The sequence below is a fragment of the Pseudomonas putida genome (assembly GCF_002025705.1).
GTDB classification, from domain to species: domain Bacteria; phylum Pseudomonadota; class Gammaproteobacteria; order Pseudomonadales; family Pseudomonadaceae; genus Aquipseudomonas; species Aquipseudomonas putida_J.
Map to the genome: position 1 here is coordinate 5,700,838 of NZ_CP018846.1, position 17,849 is coordinate 5,718,686.

General features: G+C 62.8%; 17 protein-coding genes. 11 read left to right on the forward strand and 6 right to left on the reverse strand.

Annotation, left to right across the window (positions count from 1 at the left end; all coding sequences use genetic code 11):
• Window positions 1-17: 17 nt before the first annotated feature.
• The gene (locus BUQ73_RS25660) at window positions 18-338 is read left to right on the forward strand and encodes a DUF2388 domain-containing protein (protein WP_079230188.1); all 321 of its coding nucleotides are present in this window, start codon (window positions 18-20) and stop codon (window positions 336-338) included.
• Window positions 335-2,293, forward strand: coding sequence for a DUF4105 domain-containing protein (locus tag BUQ73_RS25665; RefSeq protein ID WP_152031610.1), 1,959 nt, complete (start codon window positions 335-337; stop codon window positions 2,291-2,293). Before BUQ73_RS25660 ends, BUQ73_RS25665 begins: the two co-directional genes overlap by 4 nt.
• Window positions 2,294-2,452: 159 nt before the next feature.
• Here BUQ73_RS25665 and BUQ73_RS25670 read toward each other — a convergent pair whose 3' ends face one another.
• Window positions 2,453-2,854 (reverse strand): GFA family protein, encoded by a 402-nt coding sequence (locus tag BUQ73_RS25670; RefSeq protein WP_079230189.1) that lies wholly within the window; start codon window positions 2,852-2,854, stop codon window positions 2,453-2,455.
• A 266-nt stretch (window positions 2,855-3,120) separates the two neighbouring features.
• Between BUQ73_RS25670 and BUQ73_RS25675 the strand changes: the two genes are divergently transcribed.
• From BUQ73_RS25675 to BUQ73_RS25715, 9 genes are all read left to right on the forward strand, one after another.
• On the forward strand, window positions 3,121-4,428 hold the full coding sequence (locus tag BUQ73_RS25675) for a CitMHS family transporter (RefSeq protein WP_079230190.1): 1,308 nt from the start codon (window positions 3,121-3,123) through the stop codon (window positions 4,426-4,428).
• A gap of 70 nt (window positions 4,429-4,498) precedes the next feature.
• Window positions 4,499-5,269: a TerC family protein gene (locus BUQ73_RS25680; RefSeq protein WP_079230191.1), complete on the forward strand. Its 771-nt coding sequence runs from the start codon at window positions 4,499-4,501 to the stop codon at window positions 5,267-5,269.
• 228 nt (window positions 5,270-5,497) lie between these two features.
• Complete coding sequence (locus BUQ73_RS25685; RefSeq protein WP_079230192.1) at window positions 5,498-7,156, forward strand: Na/Pi cotransporter family protein; 1,659 nt, start codon at window positions 5,498-5,500, stop codon at window positions 7,154-7,156.
• A gap of 30 nt (window positions 7,157-7,186) precedes the next feature.
• The gene (locus BUQ73_RS25690; protein ID WP_079230193.1) at window positions 7,187-8,593 is read left to right on the forward strand and encodes a M16 family metallopeptidase; all 1,407 of its coding nucleotides are present in this window, start codon (window positions 7,187-7,189) and stop codon (window positions 8,591-8,593) included.
• Between the two features lie 153 nt (window positions 8,594-8,746).
• Window positions 8,747-9,769 (forward strand): DUF5924 family protein, encoded by a 1,023-nt coding sequence (locus tag BUQ73_RS25695; RefSeq protein ID WP_079230194.1) that lies wholly within the window; start codon window positions 8,747-8,749, stop codon window positions 9,767-9,769.
• An 80-nt stretch (window positions 9,770-9,849) separates the two neighbouring features.
• Window positions 9,850-10,983 carry an ABC transporter permease gene (locus BUQ73_RS25700; RefSeq protein WP_079230195.1) on the forward strand — a complete coding sequence of 378 codons (1,134 nt, stop codon included), beginning with the start codon at window positions 9,850-9,852 and terminating at the stop codon, window positions 10,981-10,983.
• Window positions 10,980-11,771: an ABC transporter ATP-binding protein gene (locus BUQ73_RS25705; RefSeq protein WP_079230196.1), complete on the forward strand. Its 792-nt coding sequence runs from the start codon at window positions 10,980-10,982 to the stop codon at window positions 11,769-11,771. Before BUQ73_RS25700 ends, BUQ73_RS25705 begins: the two co-directional genes overlap by 4 nt.
• Before the next feature lie 3 nt (window positions 11,772-11,774).
• Window positions 11,775-12,713, forward strand: coding sequence for an MlaD family protein (locus BUQ73_RS25710; protein ID WP_027917204.1), 939 nt, complete (start codon window positions 11,775-11,777; stop codon window positions 12,711-12,713).
• On the forward strand, window positions 12,710-13,333 hold the full coding sequence (locus BUQ73_RS25715) for an ABC-type transport auxiliary lipoprotein family protein (protein ID WP_079230197.1): 624 nt from the start codon (window positions 12,710-12,712) through the stop codon (window positions 13,331-13,333). Before BUQ73_RS25710 ends, BUQ73_RS25715 begins: the two co-directional genes overlap by 4 nt.
• Here BUQ73_RS25715 and BUQ73_RS25720 read toward each other — a convergent pair.
• From BUQ73_RS25720 to BUQ73_RS25740, 5 genes are all read right to left on the reverse strand, one after another.
• Window positions 13,315-14,544, reverse strand: coding sequence for a nucleoside recognition domain-containing protein (locus tag BUQ73_RS25720; RefSeq protein ID WP_079230198.1), 1,230 nt, complete (start codon window positions 14,542-14,544; stop codon window positions 13,315-13,317). The two genes, BUQ73_RS25715 and BUQ73_RS25720, sit on opposite strands and share 19 nt — an antisense overlap.
• Before the next feature lie 253 nt (window positions 14,545-14,797).
• Window positions 14,798-16,126 (reverse strand): glutamate/aspartate:proton symporter GltP, encoded by a 1,329-nt coding sequence (gene gltP, locus BUQ73_RS25725; RefSeq protein ID WP_027917201.1) that lies wholly within the window; start codon window positions 16,124-16,126, stop codon window positions 14,798-14,800.
• Between the two features lie 750 nt (window positions 16,127-16,876).
• Window positions 16,877-17,350, reverse strand: coding sequence for an inhibitor of vertebrate lysozyme family protein (locus BUQ73_RS25730; RefSeq protein ID WP_079230199.1), 474 nt, complete (start codon window positions 17,348-17,350; stop codon window positions 16,877-16,879).
• Window positions 17,351-17,352: 2 nt separating this feature from the next.
• On the reverse strand, window positions 17,353-17,514 hold the full coding sequence (locus tag BUQ73_RS25735) for a DUF1328 domain-containing protein (protein WP_003252966.1): 162 nt from the start codon (window positions 17,512-17,514) through the stop codon (window positions 17,353-17,355).
• Between the two features lie 39 nt (window positions 17,515-17,553).
• Window positions 17,554-17,847: a hypothetical protein gene (locus tag BUQ73_RS25740; protein WP_079230200.1), complete on the reverse strand. Its 294-nt coding sequence runs from the start codon at window positions 17,845-17,847 to the stop codon at window positions 17,554-17,556.
• Window positions 17,848-17,849 lie beyond the last annotated feature (2 nt).

Here is a 17,849-nt window from a genome sequence, read left to right on the forward strand (position 1 = left end):
TTTTTCGGAGATGCTCCATGCGTAAACCGCTGATTGCCGCTACCCTCGGCATGTTGCTGCTGGCCGACCTGGCCCATGCACAGACCCTGGTGGCCACCAGCAACATCATCGTGCGTGCCTTTGGCCGCTCGATCGATTTCACCTCTGACACCACCACTTCGATCCGCGATTCCAAAGTCGTGCGTGAAGCCCATGACGATGCCGCCAGCTTCGTCGCCAGCAATGGCGATATCCGTGGCGCGCAGCTCGAAGCCGCTTTCAACACCCTGCGCGAGCGCGTACCTGAAGCGCGCGACGCCAGCGACCAAGTACTGGCCGAAGCCATTCTCGCGCTGTGAACCACGTGCGTGCCTGGCTGCTCGGCTGCGTCCTGACGCTGCTGGGCACACCCGCCCTGGCCGATCTGCAGCTCGAACTGCAGGCGGCTGGCCTCGACCCGCAACAGGTCCAAGCCAGCCAGGCCCTGCTTGACGAGGCCATGGGCAAGCTGCCCCCACGATTCAAGCAACAGCTGGACCGGCGCGTTCAGGTCAGCTGGAGCGACAACATGCCAGCCGATGCCTATGGCCAGGCTTCTCTGGTTTCCACCCTGGCGCTCAACCGCCGCCTGCTGCCAGGCCTGGCTGATGGGAGTGCCGCCACCGAGCGCACCAACCGCCCCCATGGCACCGTGCGCGAAGAGTTGCTTGCCACCGTTCTGCATGAGCTCACCCATATCTATGATCGCGCCCGCCTGTGGCCCAGCGCCGAGCGGTCGCTGATCGCCCGCTGCGCGCGCCAGCAAGGCACGTTGGGCAAGATCGGCCAGCCGGAAGAGTGCCGCGGGCAAGCCGAACGCCGCTTTACCCTCAGTGACGACCCGCGCCTGCTCGACCTGGCCGGCTGGCCGCAATACGTCGGTCGCCGGGGTGAGCGTGAGCAGCACAACGCCCAGTTCATGCGCAGCCCCGACAGTTACGAGCTGAGCAGCCCCAAGGAATACATCGCGGTCAACATGGAGTATTTCCTCCTCGACCCGAGTTATGGCTGCCGTCGGCCAGCGCTGAACCAGTACCTGCGTGACCACTTCGGCTGGGCGCCACAGCAGAACACCTGCGCCAAGGGCTTGCCGTTCATCAATGCCGGCAGTGACTTCGCCCGCCAGCCGCTGGGCGAGATCGACCCTGAGCGGGTCTACCAGGTTGACTTCCTTTTGGCTGAAGCCAATCAGAACCTGGTCAGCCGCTGGGGCCACAGCATGCTGCGCCTGGTGATCTGCAAACCCGGTCGCCCACGTGGGCCGGACTGCCGTCTGGACCTCGACCAGAGCCTGGTGCTGTCCTACCGTGCATTCGTCAACGATGTGCAGCTGTCCAGTTGGGACGGCCTGGTCGGTGTCTACCCTTCACGACTGTTCGTGCTGCCGCTGGGCCAGGTGATCGACGAATACACCAAGACCGAGCTGCGCAGCCTGGCTTCGGTGCCGCTCAAGCTGAACCGCGACGAGATCGAAAACCTGGTACGCCAGGCCGCCGAGATGCACTGGAGCTACGACGGCAACTATTGGTTCCTGTCCAACAACTGCGCCGTGGAGTCGTTGAAGCTGCTGCGCAGCGGCACTGCCAACCCACGCCTCAATGACCTCGACAGCATCATGCCCAATGGTTTGCTGGCGGTGCTCAAGGGCAGGGGGCTAGCCGATACCAGCGTGCTCGATGACCCACGCGAAGCGCTGCGCCTGGGTTACCGCTTCGACTCCTATCGCGACCGCTACCAGGCCATGTTCGATGTGCTTAGGAAGCAGCTGCCGATCCAGCAAACCCAGGTCGAGGACTGGCTGGCCCTGGATGCAGAGCAAAGACGCCCATGGTTCGACAAGGCTAACCTGCGCACCAGCGCAGCCTTGCTGCTGCTGGAGCAGGCCAGCCTGCGCCGGCAGTTGCTGCTGGCTCAGGACGAAGTGAAACAGCGTTACCTGAACGCTGCTGCGCTGAAGGACGGCAGCATCAACAAGGCCGACGCAACCCTGAAGCAGATGCTCGCCAACAGCGGCTTCCTCAGCCGCCCGGCCGAGTTGCTGGATGCCAAGGGCTATGGGTTGCCGCAGCCAGATGAGCGTACGCACCTGGAACAGGTCAGTACCGAACGGCAGGCCAAGCTGCTGCGCCTGAGTACTGATCTGGACAAGGAGGTGAGGGCACTGCTGGAACCCTCGCGGGCGAAGGAAATTGCTGCGGTCGAGGCTAATGTGAAGCAGATTGGCGAGCATCTGCGGGCACTGCACAAGGCAGCTGGCGGCCTGCAGCTACCCTAGCGCCTGCCTGCTGATCATCTGTGGGAGCGGCCATGCCGGGGCGCCGGACCGGTCGGAAAGGGCCGCAAAGCGGCCCCGGCAATATTTGCAGTTAAGCTGAAATCCAGGGGCTGCTTTGCAGCCCCTTCCGACCAGTCCGGCGCCCCGGCAAGGCCGCTCCTACAATTTCTCCTCAGCCTCACCTGGCAACTGTTCATCCAGATGCAGCCAGGGTAACCGGCTGCCAATCCAGATGTGCCGCCTGGCCGGCACCTTCTCCGGGTGATCCAGCGTCGCCACAGTCACATCGATGCTTCCCGGGCTATGCTCGGTCACCAGTGCCAGATGCGCCCCGCATTCCCCACAGAAATACCGCTTGCAACTGGCCGGTGCCACATAGCACTGAGGCCGCCCCGCCAACCAGCGGAAACCCGAGCGGGGAAGGGTGACCCACGTCACCACCAGCCCGCCGCTCACCCGCCGGCAAATAGAACAATGGCAATGGGCGACGTCCGTCAGCTCACCCTGCAGCCGATAGCGCAAGGCGCCGCAATGGCAGCCACCCTCGGTTACATCCTGCATCACCTACCTCCCGTCGCCGTTTTCTCGGCGAAAGCTGGCTGAAAGCTTGCCCCCCTAGGATAGCCCCCACTACCGGCACAAGACCGGTCAGCCAGGGTGCTTGGAAATTTCCGCGCCCGGCCCATCAACAACAACAATGGTGATTCTGATGTATTCCTGCGCCCGCCTTTCTGTAATCCCTCTCCGCATGCTCCCCGCGCAGCGCCAAACGCGCTGACCCGCCCGAATCGACAATCCTTTCGCCGCGCCACGCCTGGAGTATTGCCATGCTGACCTTCCTCGGCTTTGCCATGGTCATCACCTTCATGTACCTGATCATGACCAAGCGCCTGTCGGCCTTGATCGCGCTGATCCTGGTACCGATCCTGTTCGCCCTGTTCGGCGGTTTTTCCGCCAAGATCGGCCCAATGATGCTCGAAGGCATCAGCAAGCTCGCGCCCACCGGTGTGATGCTGATGTTCGCCATCCTCTATTTTGCCCTGATGATCGACTCCGGCCTGTTCGACCCGGCCGTGCGCAAGATCCTCAAGCTGGTAAAGGGTGACCCGCTGAAAGTCTCGGTCGGCACTGCGGTGCTGGCCCTTGTCGTCTCGCTCGACGGTGACGGCGCCACCACCTACATGATCTGCTGCGCCGCCATGCTGCCGCTGTACAGCCGCCTGGGCATGAGCCCACGGATCATGGCCGGGCTGATCATCCTCGCCGGCGGGGTGATGAACATGACCCCGTGGGGTGGCCCCACCGCCCGCGCCGCCAGCGCCCTGCATGTAGACCCGTCGGACATCTTCGTGCCGATGATCCCGGCCATGCTTTTCGGTGTACTGGCGATCCTCGCCATCGCCTATATGTACGGCAAGCGAGAACGTGCCCGCCTGGGTGAACTGCACCTGCCGACCGATGACATCGACCACAGCGAAATCAGCGTGTCGCAGTTCCCTGAAGCGCGCCGCCCCAAGCTGATCTACTTCAACGGTGCCCTGACCGCAGCGCTGATGGTCGCGTTGATCGCCGGCGTGCTGCCGCTGCCGGTGCTGTTCATGATCGCCTTCAGTATTGCCATGATCGTCAACTACCCTTGCCTGCAGCAGCAAAAGGACCGTATCGCCGCCCATGCCGGCAGCGTGCTGGCCGTGACCGGTTTGATCTTCGCCGCCGGCATCTTCACCGGCATCCTGTCCGGTACCGGCATGGTCGAGGCCATGTCCAAGAGCCTGCTGGCGGTCATCCCAGAGGCATTGGGCCCGTACCTGGCAGTGATCACCGCGATCGTGAGCATGCCGTTCACCTTCTTCATGTCCAACGACGCTTTCTACTACGGTGTGCTGCCGGTGCTGTCGGAAGCGGCCAGCCATTACGGCATCAGCCCGGTGGAAATGGCACGTGCCTCGATCGTCGGGCAGCCGGTACACCTGCTCAGCCCGTTGGTGCCCTCGACCTACCTGCTGGTGGCCCTGGCCGGTATCGAGTTCGGCGATCACCAGCGCTTCACGCTCAAGTGGGCAGTGCTGGTATGCCTATGCATAATGTTCGCCGCGCTGCTGATGGGCATTTTCCCGCTGTTCAGTAGTCTTTAATTAACACGCATCAACCAATGCGATGCGCCCGTGAAAGGGTGCATCGCCTTTATCGTTTGAAGGAATACACATGGAATGGCTGACCAGCCCGGAAATCTGGGTTGCCTTTTTTACCCTGACGGCACTTGAGATCGTCCTCGGGATCGACAACATCATCATGATCTCGATCCTGGTCAGCCGCATGCCCAAGCACATGCAGCCGCGCACCCGGATCTTCGGCCTGGCCCTGGCCATGGTTACCCGCATCATGCTGCTGCTGTCGATCACCTGGGTCATGCGCCTCACCGCCGACCTGTTCGTGGTATTCGGCCAGGGCATTTCCGGGCGTGACCTGATCCTGTTCTGCGGCGGCCTGTTCCTGCTGTGGAAAAGCTCGCAAGAGATCTACCACGGCCTGGAAGGCGAGGAAGAGAGCGCCGACGAGCCCAAGGGTGCGGGTGGCAAGTTCCTCTACACCATCATCCAGATCGCAATCATCGATATCGTGTTCTCGCTGGACTCGGTGATCACCGCCGTCGGCATGGTCTCGCACGTGCCGGTGATGATTGCCGCAATCGTCGTCGCGGTGCTGGTGATGATGGCCTGCGCCGGGGCCATCAGCGATTTCATCGACAAACACCCTTCGCTGAAGATGCTTGCACTTTCGTTCCTGATCGTCGTCGGTACCGTGCTGATCGCCGAATCTTTCGACGTTCATGTTCCGAAGGGCTATGTCTACTTCGCCATGGCCTTCTCGCTGGCCGTTGAGGCAATCAACATCCGCATGCGCACTGCCCTGGCGCGCAAGCAAGGCAAGGAACACGACCCAGTGAAACTGCGCAAGGACATCCCGGGTCAGTAAGATCGGGACGCGCTGACAGAAGGGCCCTGCGGGGCCCTTTTTCATGTACAGGCTTTCATGACAGAAACATTTCAAATACTTGCAGAGCGTGCCAAGCTGGCGCGAGGTCCGCAAAACAACTAAAGCTTGAGTAAGCACTGGATCAAAACACCCACCCCCGGGCCAGGCTTACAGCTTCATCCATTTTGGCTCCGCCACTGGAGCCCGATAACAAAGGGGGGCTCGACCATGCTGACCCTGCTCAACCTGCTCTCCGCCGTGGCCTTGCTGGTGTGGGGCACGCATATCGTCCGTACCGGCATCCTCAGGGTGTTCGGCTCCAACCTGCGCCGCGTGCTCAGCCAGAACATGAACCGCCGGCCGCTGGCGTTCATTGCCGGCATCGTTGTCACTGCCGTGGTGCAGAGCAGCAACGCCACCGCCATGCTGGTCACGTCCTTTGTCGGCCAGGGCCTGATGGCCATGACCCCGGCGCTGGCGATCATGCTCGGTGCCGATGTCGGTACTGCGCTGATGGCCCGGGTACTGACCTTCGACCTGTCGTGGCTGTCGCCACTGCTGGTGTTCCTCGGGGTGATCTTCTTCCTCTCGCGCAAACAGACCCGTGCGGGCCAGCTGGGCCGCGTGGGTATCGGCCTGGGCCTGATCATTCTGGCCCTGCAGCTGATCGTGCAGGCCGCGGCGCCGATCACCCATGCACAAGGGGTGAAGGTGCTGTTCGCTTCGCTGACCGGCGATATCCTGCTCGACGCCCTGGTCGGCGCACTGTTCGCCATGGTCTCGTATTCCAGCCTGGCTGCCGTGCTGCTCACCGCCACCCTGGCCGGCGCTGAAGTGATCAGCCTGCCGGTGGCCATCGGCCTGGTCGTCGGCGCCAACATTGGCAGCGGCCTGCTGGCTTTCATCAGCACCAGCATGCAAAACGCCGCAGGTCGCCGCGTGGCCCTGGGTAGCCTGCTGTACAAGCTGATCGGCCTGGTGCTGATCATCCCTGTGCTGCACCCACTGGTGGAGTGGATGGACAGCCTGAGCTTCAGCCCGCAGGAGCTGGTGATCGGTTTCCACCTGCTCTACAACACCTTGCGCTGCCTGATCATGCTGCCAACGGTCAAACCGATGGGCCGCCTGTGCAACGCGCTGTTGCCCGAACGCGAGACCGCCAATGGCCAGATACGCCCACGCCATCTGGATGCCTCGGCGCTGACCACTCCCAGCCTGGCCCTGGCCAATGCCGCCCGGGAAACCCTGCGCCTGGGCGACATCGTCGACAGCCTGCTGGAAGCCATGCTCGGCGCCCTACGCGGCACCCACACCGCCATGCCCCAGCAGGTAAGGGCCTTGGGCGAAGATGCCGAAGCGCTCTACAGCGCGATCAAACTGTACCTGGCGCAAATGCCACGGGAAGACCTCAGCGATCAGGACAACCGGCGCTGGGCAGAAGTCATCGAGCTGGCGATCAACCTGAAGCTGGCCTGCGACCTGATCGAGCGCATGCTGCGCAAGGTGCAGCAACAGAAAACCAGCCAGCGCCGGGAGTTTTCCCAGGTCGGCCTTGAAGAGCTCACTGGGCTGCAGGAACAGCTGCAGGCCAACCTGCGCCTGGGCCTGTCGGTATTCCTCAGTGCCGACCCGGAAAGCGCGCGCCTGCTACTGCGCGAAAAGCGCCGTTTCCGCGCCCAGGAACGCCGCCTGGCACATGCCCATGTCAGCCGCTTGCAGCGTAAGGTGGTGCAAAGTATCGAGACGAGTTCGCTACACTTGGAGCTGATCGCCGACATGAAGCGGTTGAACTCTTTGTTCTGCAGCAGTGCCTATGTGGTACTGGGTGGCTCGGACACTGGCGGGTTGTTGCTCGACAGCGTACCGGAAGATGCCCACCTGTCCTGACCTTGCACACCTGGAGACCGTCGCTCGCCCATGCGTTGCCTGATGTTCGTTTGCCTACTGATCTGCAGCCTGCCCTCATTTGCCCTCGATCGCTCGCGGGTCGAGGGTTACCTGTTGCCCAATGGCCTGCAGGTGATCCTGAAATCCGGTTACGAGCGCGACCATGTGGCGATACGCCTAGTTGTGGGGGTTGGCCTTGATGACTTCGGCTGCGAGCAGAAGGAGTTGCCGCACCTTCTCGAGCACCTGCTGTTCACCGGCATCGACGAGACCGGTGAGGGCGGCCTGGAGGAGCGCCTGCAGAGCCTGGGCGGCGAGTGGAACGCCTATACCAGCAGCGCCGACACCACCTTCGTCATCGAAGCACCGGCACGCAACCAGCGCAAGGTGCTCGACCTGTTGCTGGCAATCATCCGCGACACCCGCATCGACGCCAAGGCGCTGGCCACGGCCAAGCACATCATCGAGCGCGAGGATGGCGGCCACTATGGCCACCTACAGCGCTGGCTCGACCGCCAGGACATCGGCCACCCGGCCAGCGACCAGCTGGCCACCGAGCTGGGCCTGAAATGCGCCGAGCGCTCCAATGTCGACGACATGACCCTGGAGCAGGTGCAGGCCCTGCGCGAGCGCTGGTACGCCGCCAACAACATGACCCTGATCGTGGTCGGTGGCCTGGACCGCCTGCTGCCTGCATACCTGGAGCGGACCTTTGGCGAACTGCCTGCCACCGAGCCGGAAGAACGGCGCAACCTCGAAAGCATCACCCAGCAAGCCGAACATCGCCGTGACCTGACCCGCGGCGTGCTGGGCGACAGCGTCAAGCTGCACTGGCTGTTCATCGAGCCGGTGCTGGACAGTGACCATCAACAGACCCTGGACCTGCTGTCGCGCTACCTCGACTGGGCCATCTATGACCAGTTGCGCCTGCGCAACGGCCTGTCCTACGGGCCGTCGGTGCAACGCGAGAGCTTTGGCGACAGCGGCATGCTCAGCCTCAATGCCGACCTTGAGCGCGACGATGTCGACCAGGCCGTGAAGCTGATGCAGCAGTTGTTCGACCATCTGCGCAAGGAAGGCCTCGACCCAGATACCTTCGCCCGCATCAAGGACGCCGCCGTGGCCAAGGAAAGCTGGAGCACCCAGGGCAACAGTGCGCTGGCCGATTACTACTGGGGGGCGCTGAACGATTACAACAATGGCCGCTTTGCCGACCCGGCGCGCCAGTTGCGCCAGGTGACGCTGGAACAGGCCAACGCAGCCCTGAAGGAGCTGCTCAAGGACCAGGGTTACCTGCGGATCGAGAAGCCGTTCCTGGGGTATGACGAGCTTTACGGGCTGGTGGCCTTGCTGCTGGGACTGATATTGGCACTTGGGCTGTTGCGTTGGCGCCGGCACAAGCCAGAACGGCCGAGTGGTGCTACACGCCAGCAGTGAATCGGCGGTATCCTTTTGCCAGTACCGGCCCTTTCGCGGGCAAGCCCGCTCCCACAGGTAGAGCACTGGCATTGATTCCTGTGCGGTTCTTGTGGGAGCGGGCTTGCCCGCGAAGAGGCCGGCGCAGCCACCTCATATTTCTGTTGCAGACCCATGCCCCCAATACCCCACTTCGTCCAGCGCGTCATCGAGCTGCTCAAACGCTACCCCGGCGTCATCGCACTCGGTGGTTTTCTCTCCGGGATTGGCAGTTTCATCCTGGTCGACCGCCAAGCCAGCCTGGCCAGCTGGATCGCCATACTCATGCTGGTCAGCTGGGTCTGGCTGATGCTGGAAAACACCCTGACCGGCTTGTTCGCGCGCACCTTCAAACGCGAAATCCCGCAGCCACTGCTGCGCTACGCGACGCAGATGATCCACCAGGAAAGCCTGTTCTTCGTCCTGCCGTTCTTCTTCATCACCACCACCTGGAACAGCGGTCAGCTGGTGTTCACCGGCCTGCTTGGCGCTGCCGGGCTCATCTCGATCATCGATCCGCTGTACTACAAGTGGCTGGCACCACGGCGCTGGCTGTTTCTCGCACTGCACACCCTGACGCTGTTTGCCGCGCTTCTCACCGCACTGCCGATCATCCTGCACCTGACCACCGCACAAAGCTTCAAGCTGGCGTTGATTGCCGCCATGGCGCTGTCGTTCCCAAGCCTGCTGAGCAGCTTCCCGGTCAATACCTGGCGCCGTGGCGTGGCATTGGTACTGGTTACTCTGGCTGTAGGCGGCAGTGGTTGGTTGCTGCGTTCCTGGGTGCCACCGGCAACGCTGTGGATGACGGACGTGGCGGTCAGCACCGAAGTGCTCAATCGCCAGCCCGGCGAATCGCTCGAAGAAGTGGCTGCCAGCCGCATCCGCAGTGGTGGCCTGTACGCCTACACCGCGATCAACGCGCCGCGAGGTCTGGACGAGCGCATCTACCATGTGTGGCAAAAGGACGGCCAGGAAGTCGACCGCATTGCCCTGGATATCCATGGTGGGCGCAAGGAAGGCTACCGCGCCTGGACCCACAAGCAGAACTTCCCGCCCAACCCGGTAGGCAAGTGGCAGGTGCGGGTGCTGACCGAAGATGGCCAGGTGATCGGCGTGCTGCGCTTCAAGGTGGTGGACGACGCGCCTGCGCCGTGACACGGGCGCAGGACAGCACATATTCAACAAACCGCTGCAGGCCCGCTGCGCTATGATCAGCCTCTAGCCCAGTCGGATGCATGGAGCCTATGACCACACCCAGCGCCACCCTGGACACCAGCTGCCAGCCGGCCTGCCTGCGGATCGCCGGTGACTGGACCCTGGCCCATTACGCCAGCCTCAAGCGCGACAGCGAGCGCCTGCGCACGCAGTATGGCACCGATGCCATAGCCGACCTCAGCCAGCTGGGCCGCCTGGACACCGCAGGTGCCTCGCTGCTGGCCGAGCTGCTCGGGTCCGAGCGCCTCTCGCACTGCACCAACGACCTGCCCGAAGCCAGCCGCGCCCTGCTCAAGAATGTCTACTGCTCGGTGCAGGACTACTGCATCCCGATCAAGGAGCCCGAGCGCAACGTACTGTTGGTGCTGTTGGAGCGTATCGGTTGTGCGGTCGGCACATTGTGGCAGGACACCATGCAGCTGCTCGGTTTCCTCGGCCTGATCATCGAAACCCTGCTGCGTCGCGTGCTTCAGCCTCACCGCTGGCGCGTCACCCCGGTGATCGCGCACATCGAGCAGACCGGGCTGGATGCTGCCCCCATCGTCGCCTTGCTGACTTTTCTGGTGGGCGCGGTGGTGGCCTTCCTCGGGGCCACGGTGCTGGCCGACTTTGGTGCAACCGTCTTCACCGTCGACCTGGTGGCCTTCTCGTTCCTGCGCGAGTTCGCTGTGCTGCTGACCGCCATCCTCATGGCCGGGCGCACCGCCAGCGCTTTCACTGCGCAGATCGGCTCGATGAAGGCCAATGAAGAGATCGACGCCATCCGCACCCTGGGCCTCAACCCGATCGAACTGCTGGTGGTGCCGCGGGTGTTGGCGCTGCTGATTTCACTGCCGTTGCTGACCTTCGTCGCGATGCTCTGCGGCATCATCGGTGGTGCGGTGGTCTGCGCGCTGGCACTGGGCATCTCGCCAGCCATGTTCCTGTCGCTGCTGCAAACCGACATCGGCGTGCAGCACTTCCTGGTCGGCCTGGCCAAGGCACCGATCTTTGCCTTCCTGATCGCCGCCATTGGTTGCCTCGAAGGCTTCAAGGTCAGCGGCAGCGCCGAATCGGTCGGCGCCCACACCACCTCCAGCGTGGTGCAATCGATTTTCGTGGTCATCGTGCTGGATGCGGTGGCGGCACTGTTCTGCATGGAGATGGGCTGGTGAACGGCCGGGAAGCGGTGATCGAAGCGCGGGGTATCTGTAACCGTTTTGGCAGCCAGGTAGTGCACCAGGACCTCGACCTGGACCTGTACCGCGGCGAAATCCTCGCGGTAGTCGGCGGATCGGGGAGCGGCAAGTCGGTGCTGTTGCGCAGCATCATCGGCCTGCGGCGCCCCAACGAGGGGCAGGTCAAGGTATTCGGCGAAGACCTGGCCGGTTTACGCGAAGAACAGCGTTCGCTGGTCGAACGCCGCTTCGGTGTGCTGTTTCAGAAAGGCGCGCTGTTTTCGTCACTGACCGTCACCGAGAACGTGGCCCTGCCATTGATCGAACATGCTGGCCTGTCACGCGCCGACGCCGAGCACCTGGCCGGGGTCAAGCTGGCCCTTGCCGGCCTGCCGATATCCGCCGCCGACAAATACCCCTCGTCGCTCTCCGGCGGCATGATCAAGCGCGCAGCCCTGGCACGCGCCCTGGCACTGGACCCTGACATCCTGTTCCTCGACGAACCCACCGCAGGCCTGGACCCAATCGGTGCCGCAGCCTTCGACCAGTTGATCCTGACCCTGCGCGATGCCCTGGGCCTGAGCGTGTTCCTGATCACCCACGATCTCGACACCCTCTACACCATCACCGATCGCATCGCCGTGTTGTCACAGAAGAAAGTCCTGGTCGCAGGCCCCCTGGCCGAAGTCGAGCAGACCAACGACCCCTGGATCCACGAATACTTTCACGGCCCACGCGGGCGCGCAGCCGAACACGCCGCCGCCAGCGCCGGGCAGGAGCGCTGAACAATGGAAACCCGAGCTCATCACGTCCTGATTGGCCTGGTCACCGTCCTGGTGGTGGCTGGCGCCATGCTGTTCGGCCTGTGGCTGACCAAATCCAGCGTCGACGACGCCTTCAAGGACTACGAAGTCATCTTCAACGAAGCCGTTTCGGGCCTGTCCCGTGGCAGCCCCGTGCAGTACAACGGCATCAAGGTCGGCGATGTCACCAGCCTGCGCCTGGACCCGAAAGACCCGCGCCGGGTGCTGGCCCGCGTGCGCCTGAGCGGCGACACCCCGGTCAAGGAAGACACCCAGGCCAAGCTGACCCTGGCCGGGGTCACCGGCAACTCGTTCATCCAGCTCAGCGGTGGCACGCCGCAAAGCCCGGAACTCAGGGGCAAGGACGGCAAGCTGCCGGTGATCGTCGCCTCACCTTCGCCCATCTCGCGCCTGCTCAACGACAGCAGCGACCTGGTAACCAACATCAACCTGCTGCTGCACAACGCCAACCAGATGTTCTCGGAAAGCAACATCGACCGCCTGAGCAACACCTTGGCCAACCTGGAGCAGACCACCGGCGCCTTCGCCAACAAGAAGGGCGGTATCAGCGACGCCATCGAGCAACTGGCCCAGGTCGGCAAGCAGGCCAACGCCACCTTGGCCGAGACCCAGGCGCTGATGCGCAACGCCAACGGCCTGCTTGGCACCCAGGGCAAGCAGGCCATCGGCAGCGCCGAGCAGGCCATGCAGTCGCTGGCCGAAAGCGCCGCGACCATCAACAGCCTGCTGCAGGACAACCGCCAGTCTATCGATGACGGCGCCCAAGGGCTCAACCAGCTGACCCCGGCCATCCGCGAACTGCGCGAAACCCTCAATTCGCTCAAGGGTATTTCCCGGCGCCTGGAGGCCGACCCGAGCGGCTACCTGCTTGGCCGCGACAACAACAAGGAGTTCCAGCCATGACCCCATCGCTGCGCCTGCTGGCACTGGCGACTACCCTTGGGCTGGCCAGCGCCTGCTCGATCCTGCCGCAGAGCGAGCCGGTTGATCTTTACCGCCTGCCGGTCAACCAGGCCAGCCACAGCACTAACCCGGTGGATTGGTCCCTGCGCCTGAACAAGCCACTGGCCAGCGAAGCGCTGGCCGGGCCACGCATCGCCGTGATACCTCAAGGTGATGTGATCAGCAGCTACAAAAGCGCCCGCTGGAGCGACCCGGTGCCATTGCTGGTGCGCAACCGCCTGCTCGATGGCTTCCAACGCGATGGCCGGGTGCAACGGCTGAGCGCTGACGACAGCAACCTGCAGGCCGATTACGAACTGAGCGGCGAGCTGCAGGCGTTCCAGAGCGAGTATCAGCCGGGGGGCAAGGTCGAAGTGGTGATCCGCTATGACGCACGCCTGGTGCAAGGCCGCAGCCAGCGCATTCTCAGCAGCAAGCGCTTCGAGGTGCGCCAGCCACTGGCAGATACCCAGGTTTCAGCCGTGGTCGCCGGCTTTGGCGCGGCCAGCGATCAGCTGGCCGGGCAGGTGGTGAACTGGACCGTGACGCAGAGCACCCAGGCTCAGGCGAAGAACCAGTAGCAAACGCAGATGGCCGCGATCACACCGGACAGCTCGGCCAGCAAGGCGCAGCCGACAGCGTGGCGCACGCGCTGGATACCGACTGCGCCGAAGTACACCGCCACCACGTAGAAGGTGGTTTCGGTGCTGCCCTGGATGGTTGCGGCCACCAGGGCCGGGAAGCTGTCGACTCCGTGAGTCTGCATGGTCTCGATCAGCATGGCCCGCGCCGCACTACCGGAGAACGGCTTGACCAGTGCAGTGGGAAGTCCCTCGACGAAGCGAGTATCCAGGCCCATCCAGTTGACCGCATGGCGAATGCCGTCCAGAGCCAGCTCCAGTGCGCCCGACGCCCGCAAAACGCCCACCGCGACCAGCATCGCCACCAGGTATGGCAGCAGACTCTTGGCCACATCGAAACCTTCCTTGGCGCCTTCGACGAAGGTTTCGTACACCTGCACCCGCTTTAATGCGCCGATCACCAGGAACAGGATGATCACCCCGAACAACGTCAGGTTGCCGAGGATCGACGACAAGCTGGCCAGTGCGGCAGCCGACAAGGTACCGAGGAAGGCCATGAAGCCACCCAGCAGCAGCGCGCCGGGGATCAGGTAGGCGAGCACTACTGGGTCCCACAGGCGCAGGCGCTGCATTACCGCCACCGACAGCAGGCCGACCAGGGTCGAGGCACTGGTCGCCAGCAGGATTGGCAGGAACACCAGCGTGGGGTCAGTGGCGCCCTGCTGGGCGCGGTACATGAAGATGGTCACCGGCAGCAGGGTCAGCGACGAGGCGTTGAGCACCAGGAACAGGATCTGCGCGTTGCTGGCCGTGGTGCTGCTGGGGTTGAGCTCCTGCAGTGCACGCATGGCCTTCAGGCCGATTGGCGTGGCGGCATTGTCCAGGCCCAGGCCATTGGCGGCGAAGTTCATGGTGATCAGGCCCAGTGCCGGGTGGCCTGGCGGCACTTCCGGCATCAGGCGGGCGAACAGAGGCCCCAGCACCTTGGCCAGCCATTCGACGATACCGGCCTTCTCGGCGATCTTGAGAAAGCCCAGCCACAGGGTCAGGGTGCCGAACAGCAGGATCATGACCTCCACTGACAGCTTGGCCATGGCGAAGATGCTCTCGACCATCGCCGCGAAGATGCCGGCATTGCCACCGACCAGCCATTGGGCCAGGGCGGAGACGGCCGCCACCAGGAAAAAGCCGAGCCAAAGGCCGTTGAGCATCCGTGTGTTCCCCCTGAAAAATGCCCGAATGATAGCGTATCGCGGCGCGTGACTGGCGACCGCGACCCCTGTAGGAGCGGCCTTGTGTCGCGAAAGGGCCGCAGAGCGGCCCCATGGTTTCGGCGTTAAAGCACAAATGAGGGGCCGCTGCGCAGCCCTTTCGCGACACAAGGCCGCTCCTACAGGCGATGAGGCCCCCACAGACAGCAAAAAGCCCCGACAAGTCGGGGCTTTCTGGTTCAGCAGGTTTGGCTTATCGCTTGGCTGGCTCGCCAACCACCGCAGCCTGCTGCTTGTCCGCCATCAGCGAGGCGTAGTACTGCTCGCCCTTGGCGGCGTCGTACATGCCTTCCCAACGCGCAATCACCAGGGCTGCCAGCGCGTTGCCGATCACGTTCAGGGCAGTACGGGCCATGTCCATGATGCGGTCGACACCGGCGATGAAGGCCAGGCCTTCCAGCGGGATGCCCACACTGCCCAGGGTCGCCAGCAGCACCACGAAGGATACGCCCGGTACGCCGGCGATGCCTTTGGAGGTGACCATCAGGGTCAGCACCAGCAGCAGCTGCTGGCTCCAGGACAGGTCGATGCCGTACAGCTGGGCGATGAAGATGGCCGCGATGCTCTGGTACAGGGTCGAACCGTCGAGGTTGAACGAGTAGCCGGTCGGTACCACGAACGAGCAGATCGACTTCGGCGCACCGTACTTCTCCATCTTCTCGATCACACGCGGCAGCACGGTTTCGGAGCTGGAAGTGGAGTAGGCGAGGATCAGCTCATCTTTCATGATGCGCATGATCTTGATGACCGAGAAGCCGAACAGGCGCGCTACCAGGCCCAGCACCATGAAGGCGAAGAAGGCGATGGCGAAGTACACCAGCAGTACCAGCTTGGCCAGCGGCAGCAGCGAGCTGAAACCGAAGTTGGCGACGGTCACGGCGATCAGGGCGAACACACCGATCGGGGCGTAGTTCATGATCATGTGGGTGACCTTGAACATGGTCTCCGACACGGCCTGGAAGGTACGCACCAGCGGCTCGCGCAGGTCGGCCTGCAGGCTCGACAGGCCGAGGCCGAACATTACCGAGAAGAAGATGATCGGCAGCATTTCGCCACGCATCAGCGCTGCAAAGATGTTCGACGGGATCAGGTTGAGCAGGGTCTCGATGAACGCGTGTTCATGCTGCACCTCGGCCGCAGTGGCCTGGTACTTGGAGATGTCGACGGTACCCAGGGTGCTCATGTCGATGCCGGCACCCGGGTGGAACAGGTTGGCCAATACCAGGCCGACCACGATGGCGATGGTGGTCACGACCTCGAAGTAGAGGATGGTCTTCAGGCCGATGCTGCCCAGTTTCTTCGCATCGCCAACCCCGGCGATACCCACGATCAGCGACGAAATCACGATCGGGACGACGATCATCTTGATCAGGCGAATGAAGATGTCACCGGCGGGCTGGAGGACGTTGCTGATCCACCAGGCCTTTTCCGCGCTGAAGTGGTTCAGCAGCGCGCCGACTGCAACGCCCAGGACCAGACCGATGACGATCTGCCAGGCGAGGCTCAGTTTTGCCTTCTTCATGTCTTTACCCTTTGTTCTAGTGGTCACGGGCACCGACCGGAAAAGCGCGTAACAGAGCCGTTGGCAACGTCACGGGGAGCTTTTGGCTTCCGTCCGGGGACCTCGTGTAAGGACACCGCGAGCGAGCGACAGGGCGCTCGGGCCAGCGAAAAAGGCGGCAACTATTGCGATGGGGAAGGCTGAAATCTAATGCCGGAAACGCATACCCCATACCGATACGGCATAGGCATTCAGATCAAAATACGCCGCACGTAAGTCATTGATTTATAACGTTCGGAAATCCGAACAAGACCAAACCGCCATATTTAGGCAGTTTTGGCGGTGTATAGGCGGGGATAAAAACGGCTTGTTCGACAATCCGAATGGCCGAAATGACACTTGTGCGGCCCCCGTATCGAGCGAAAAAAAATTGATGTACGGTCAAGACAAAATGTGTCTTGAAGGTCAGAACCTGAAAGGAATCAGCAAAAACCGAAAAGGAACTGCTAAATGAGGATGTGGCGCCTCGGAAGCCAGGCCTGGGTCCGGTGTTTGTCAGACACCCCCGACCTGATGCTTCCGATTCTGCCTTTTCCTGACCCGGCCCAATCCTGGAGGTACTCCCTGTACCCCTAGGCCACTCCGATCCTGCAACAATCAGAACAGCCCGGCCCCCTGGTCATGCGCTGCCCCTCCTCGGGGCGGCGCATCATAGAAGCGAGAAAGATAGAAAGGTTCCGCTTCTATTGCGTGACAGTGTGCGACCGCTGGTCAGTACCACTTCGGATCGCGCTTGAGTTGCTCCTGCAACATCACCTTCATGCCGTCGTCCGGTTTGCCCAGCCAGCGGTACTGCGCATGGCGGGTTGGCGACTTGTCACTCGGCAAGCCTTCGGGCACTTCCACGAGCATCCCGTAGGCGTCGTCCTTGTCCCAGCTGAACGCCACGATCAGGCGCTTGTAGGTGCAGTTCTGCGGCGATTCGCACAGCGGGCCGACCAGATACTTGTCGCCGTCTTCAGTAACCGCAGACATCTGCTCCTGGCCGCTGCCACTCAGGTTGATTACCCAATCGGGCAAGCGTTCCTCGCCCTTGATCGTGTCTTGCCAGGTTTCCCGGTATTCGGGGTCCGAGCCGAGCAACTGCTCGACCCGGACCTGGCCATCATTGGCCGCCAGCGCCGCTGCACTGCCGCCCAACATCAAGGCGGCGGCAGCTACGGCTGTACAAAGCTTCCTGCTCATCTTCAACCTCGACCACGTCCAAAGAAGAAGGAGGCTACGAACAGGACCAGGAAGACAATAAACAGGATCTTCGCAATACCTGTAGCGGCGCCAGCGATACCACCGAAGCCAAGCACTGCGGCGACAATGGCGATGATGAGGAAAGTGATAGCCCAGCTAAGCATGATGCTTCTCCTTTCTTTTTTTGAAATCGGTCCGGCGTCTCAGAACACCCAGCGCTGCTGGGGCACGACGTTATCCACAGTTGCCGGCGAGGTATTGGCGGCAGGCCGCTGCCCGGCAGGTTCGGCGGTATTTACCAAAGTGTTGGCGCGGGTCGCCTGAATCTGCGTCAGCAGCGCGGTTTGCGCTGCGACCTGATCGGCAAGGCGCGCGGTCTGCCAGCTGTAGTAAAAGAGGCCAGCGGCCAAGGTCAGCAGCAACGCCATCCCGAGCAACAGAAACTGGTGCACGGGCAGTGCGGCATTCAGCGAGCGGTTGACGGATGGGCGGTTCATGC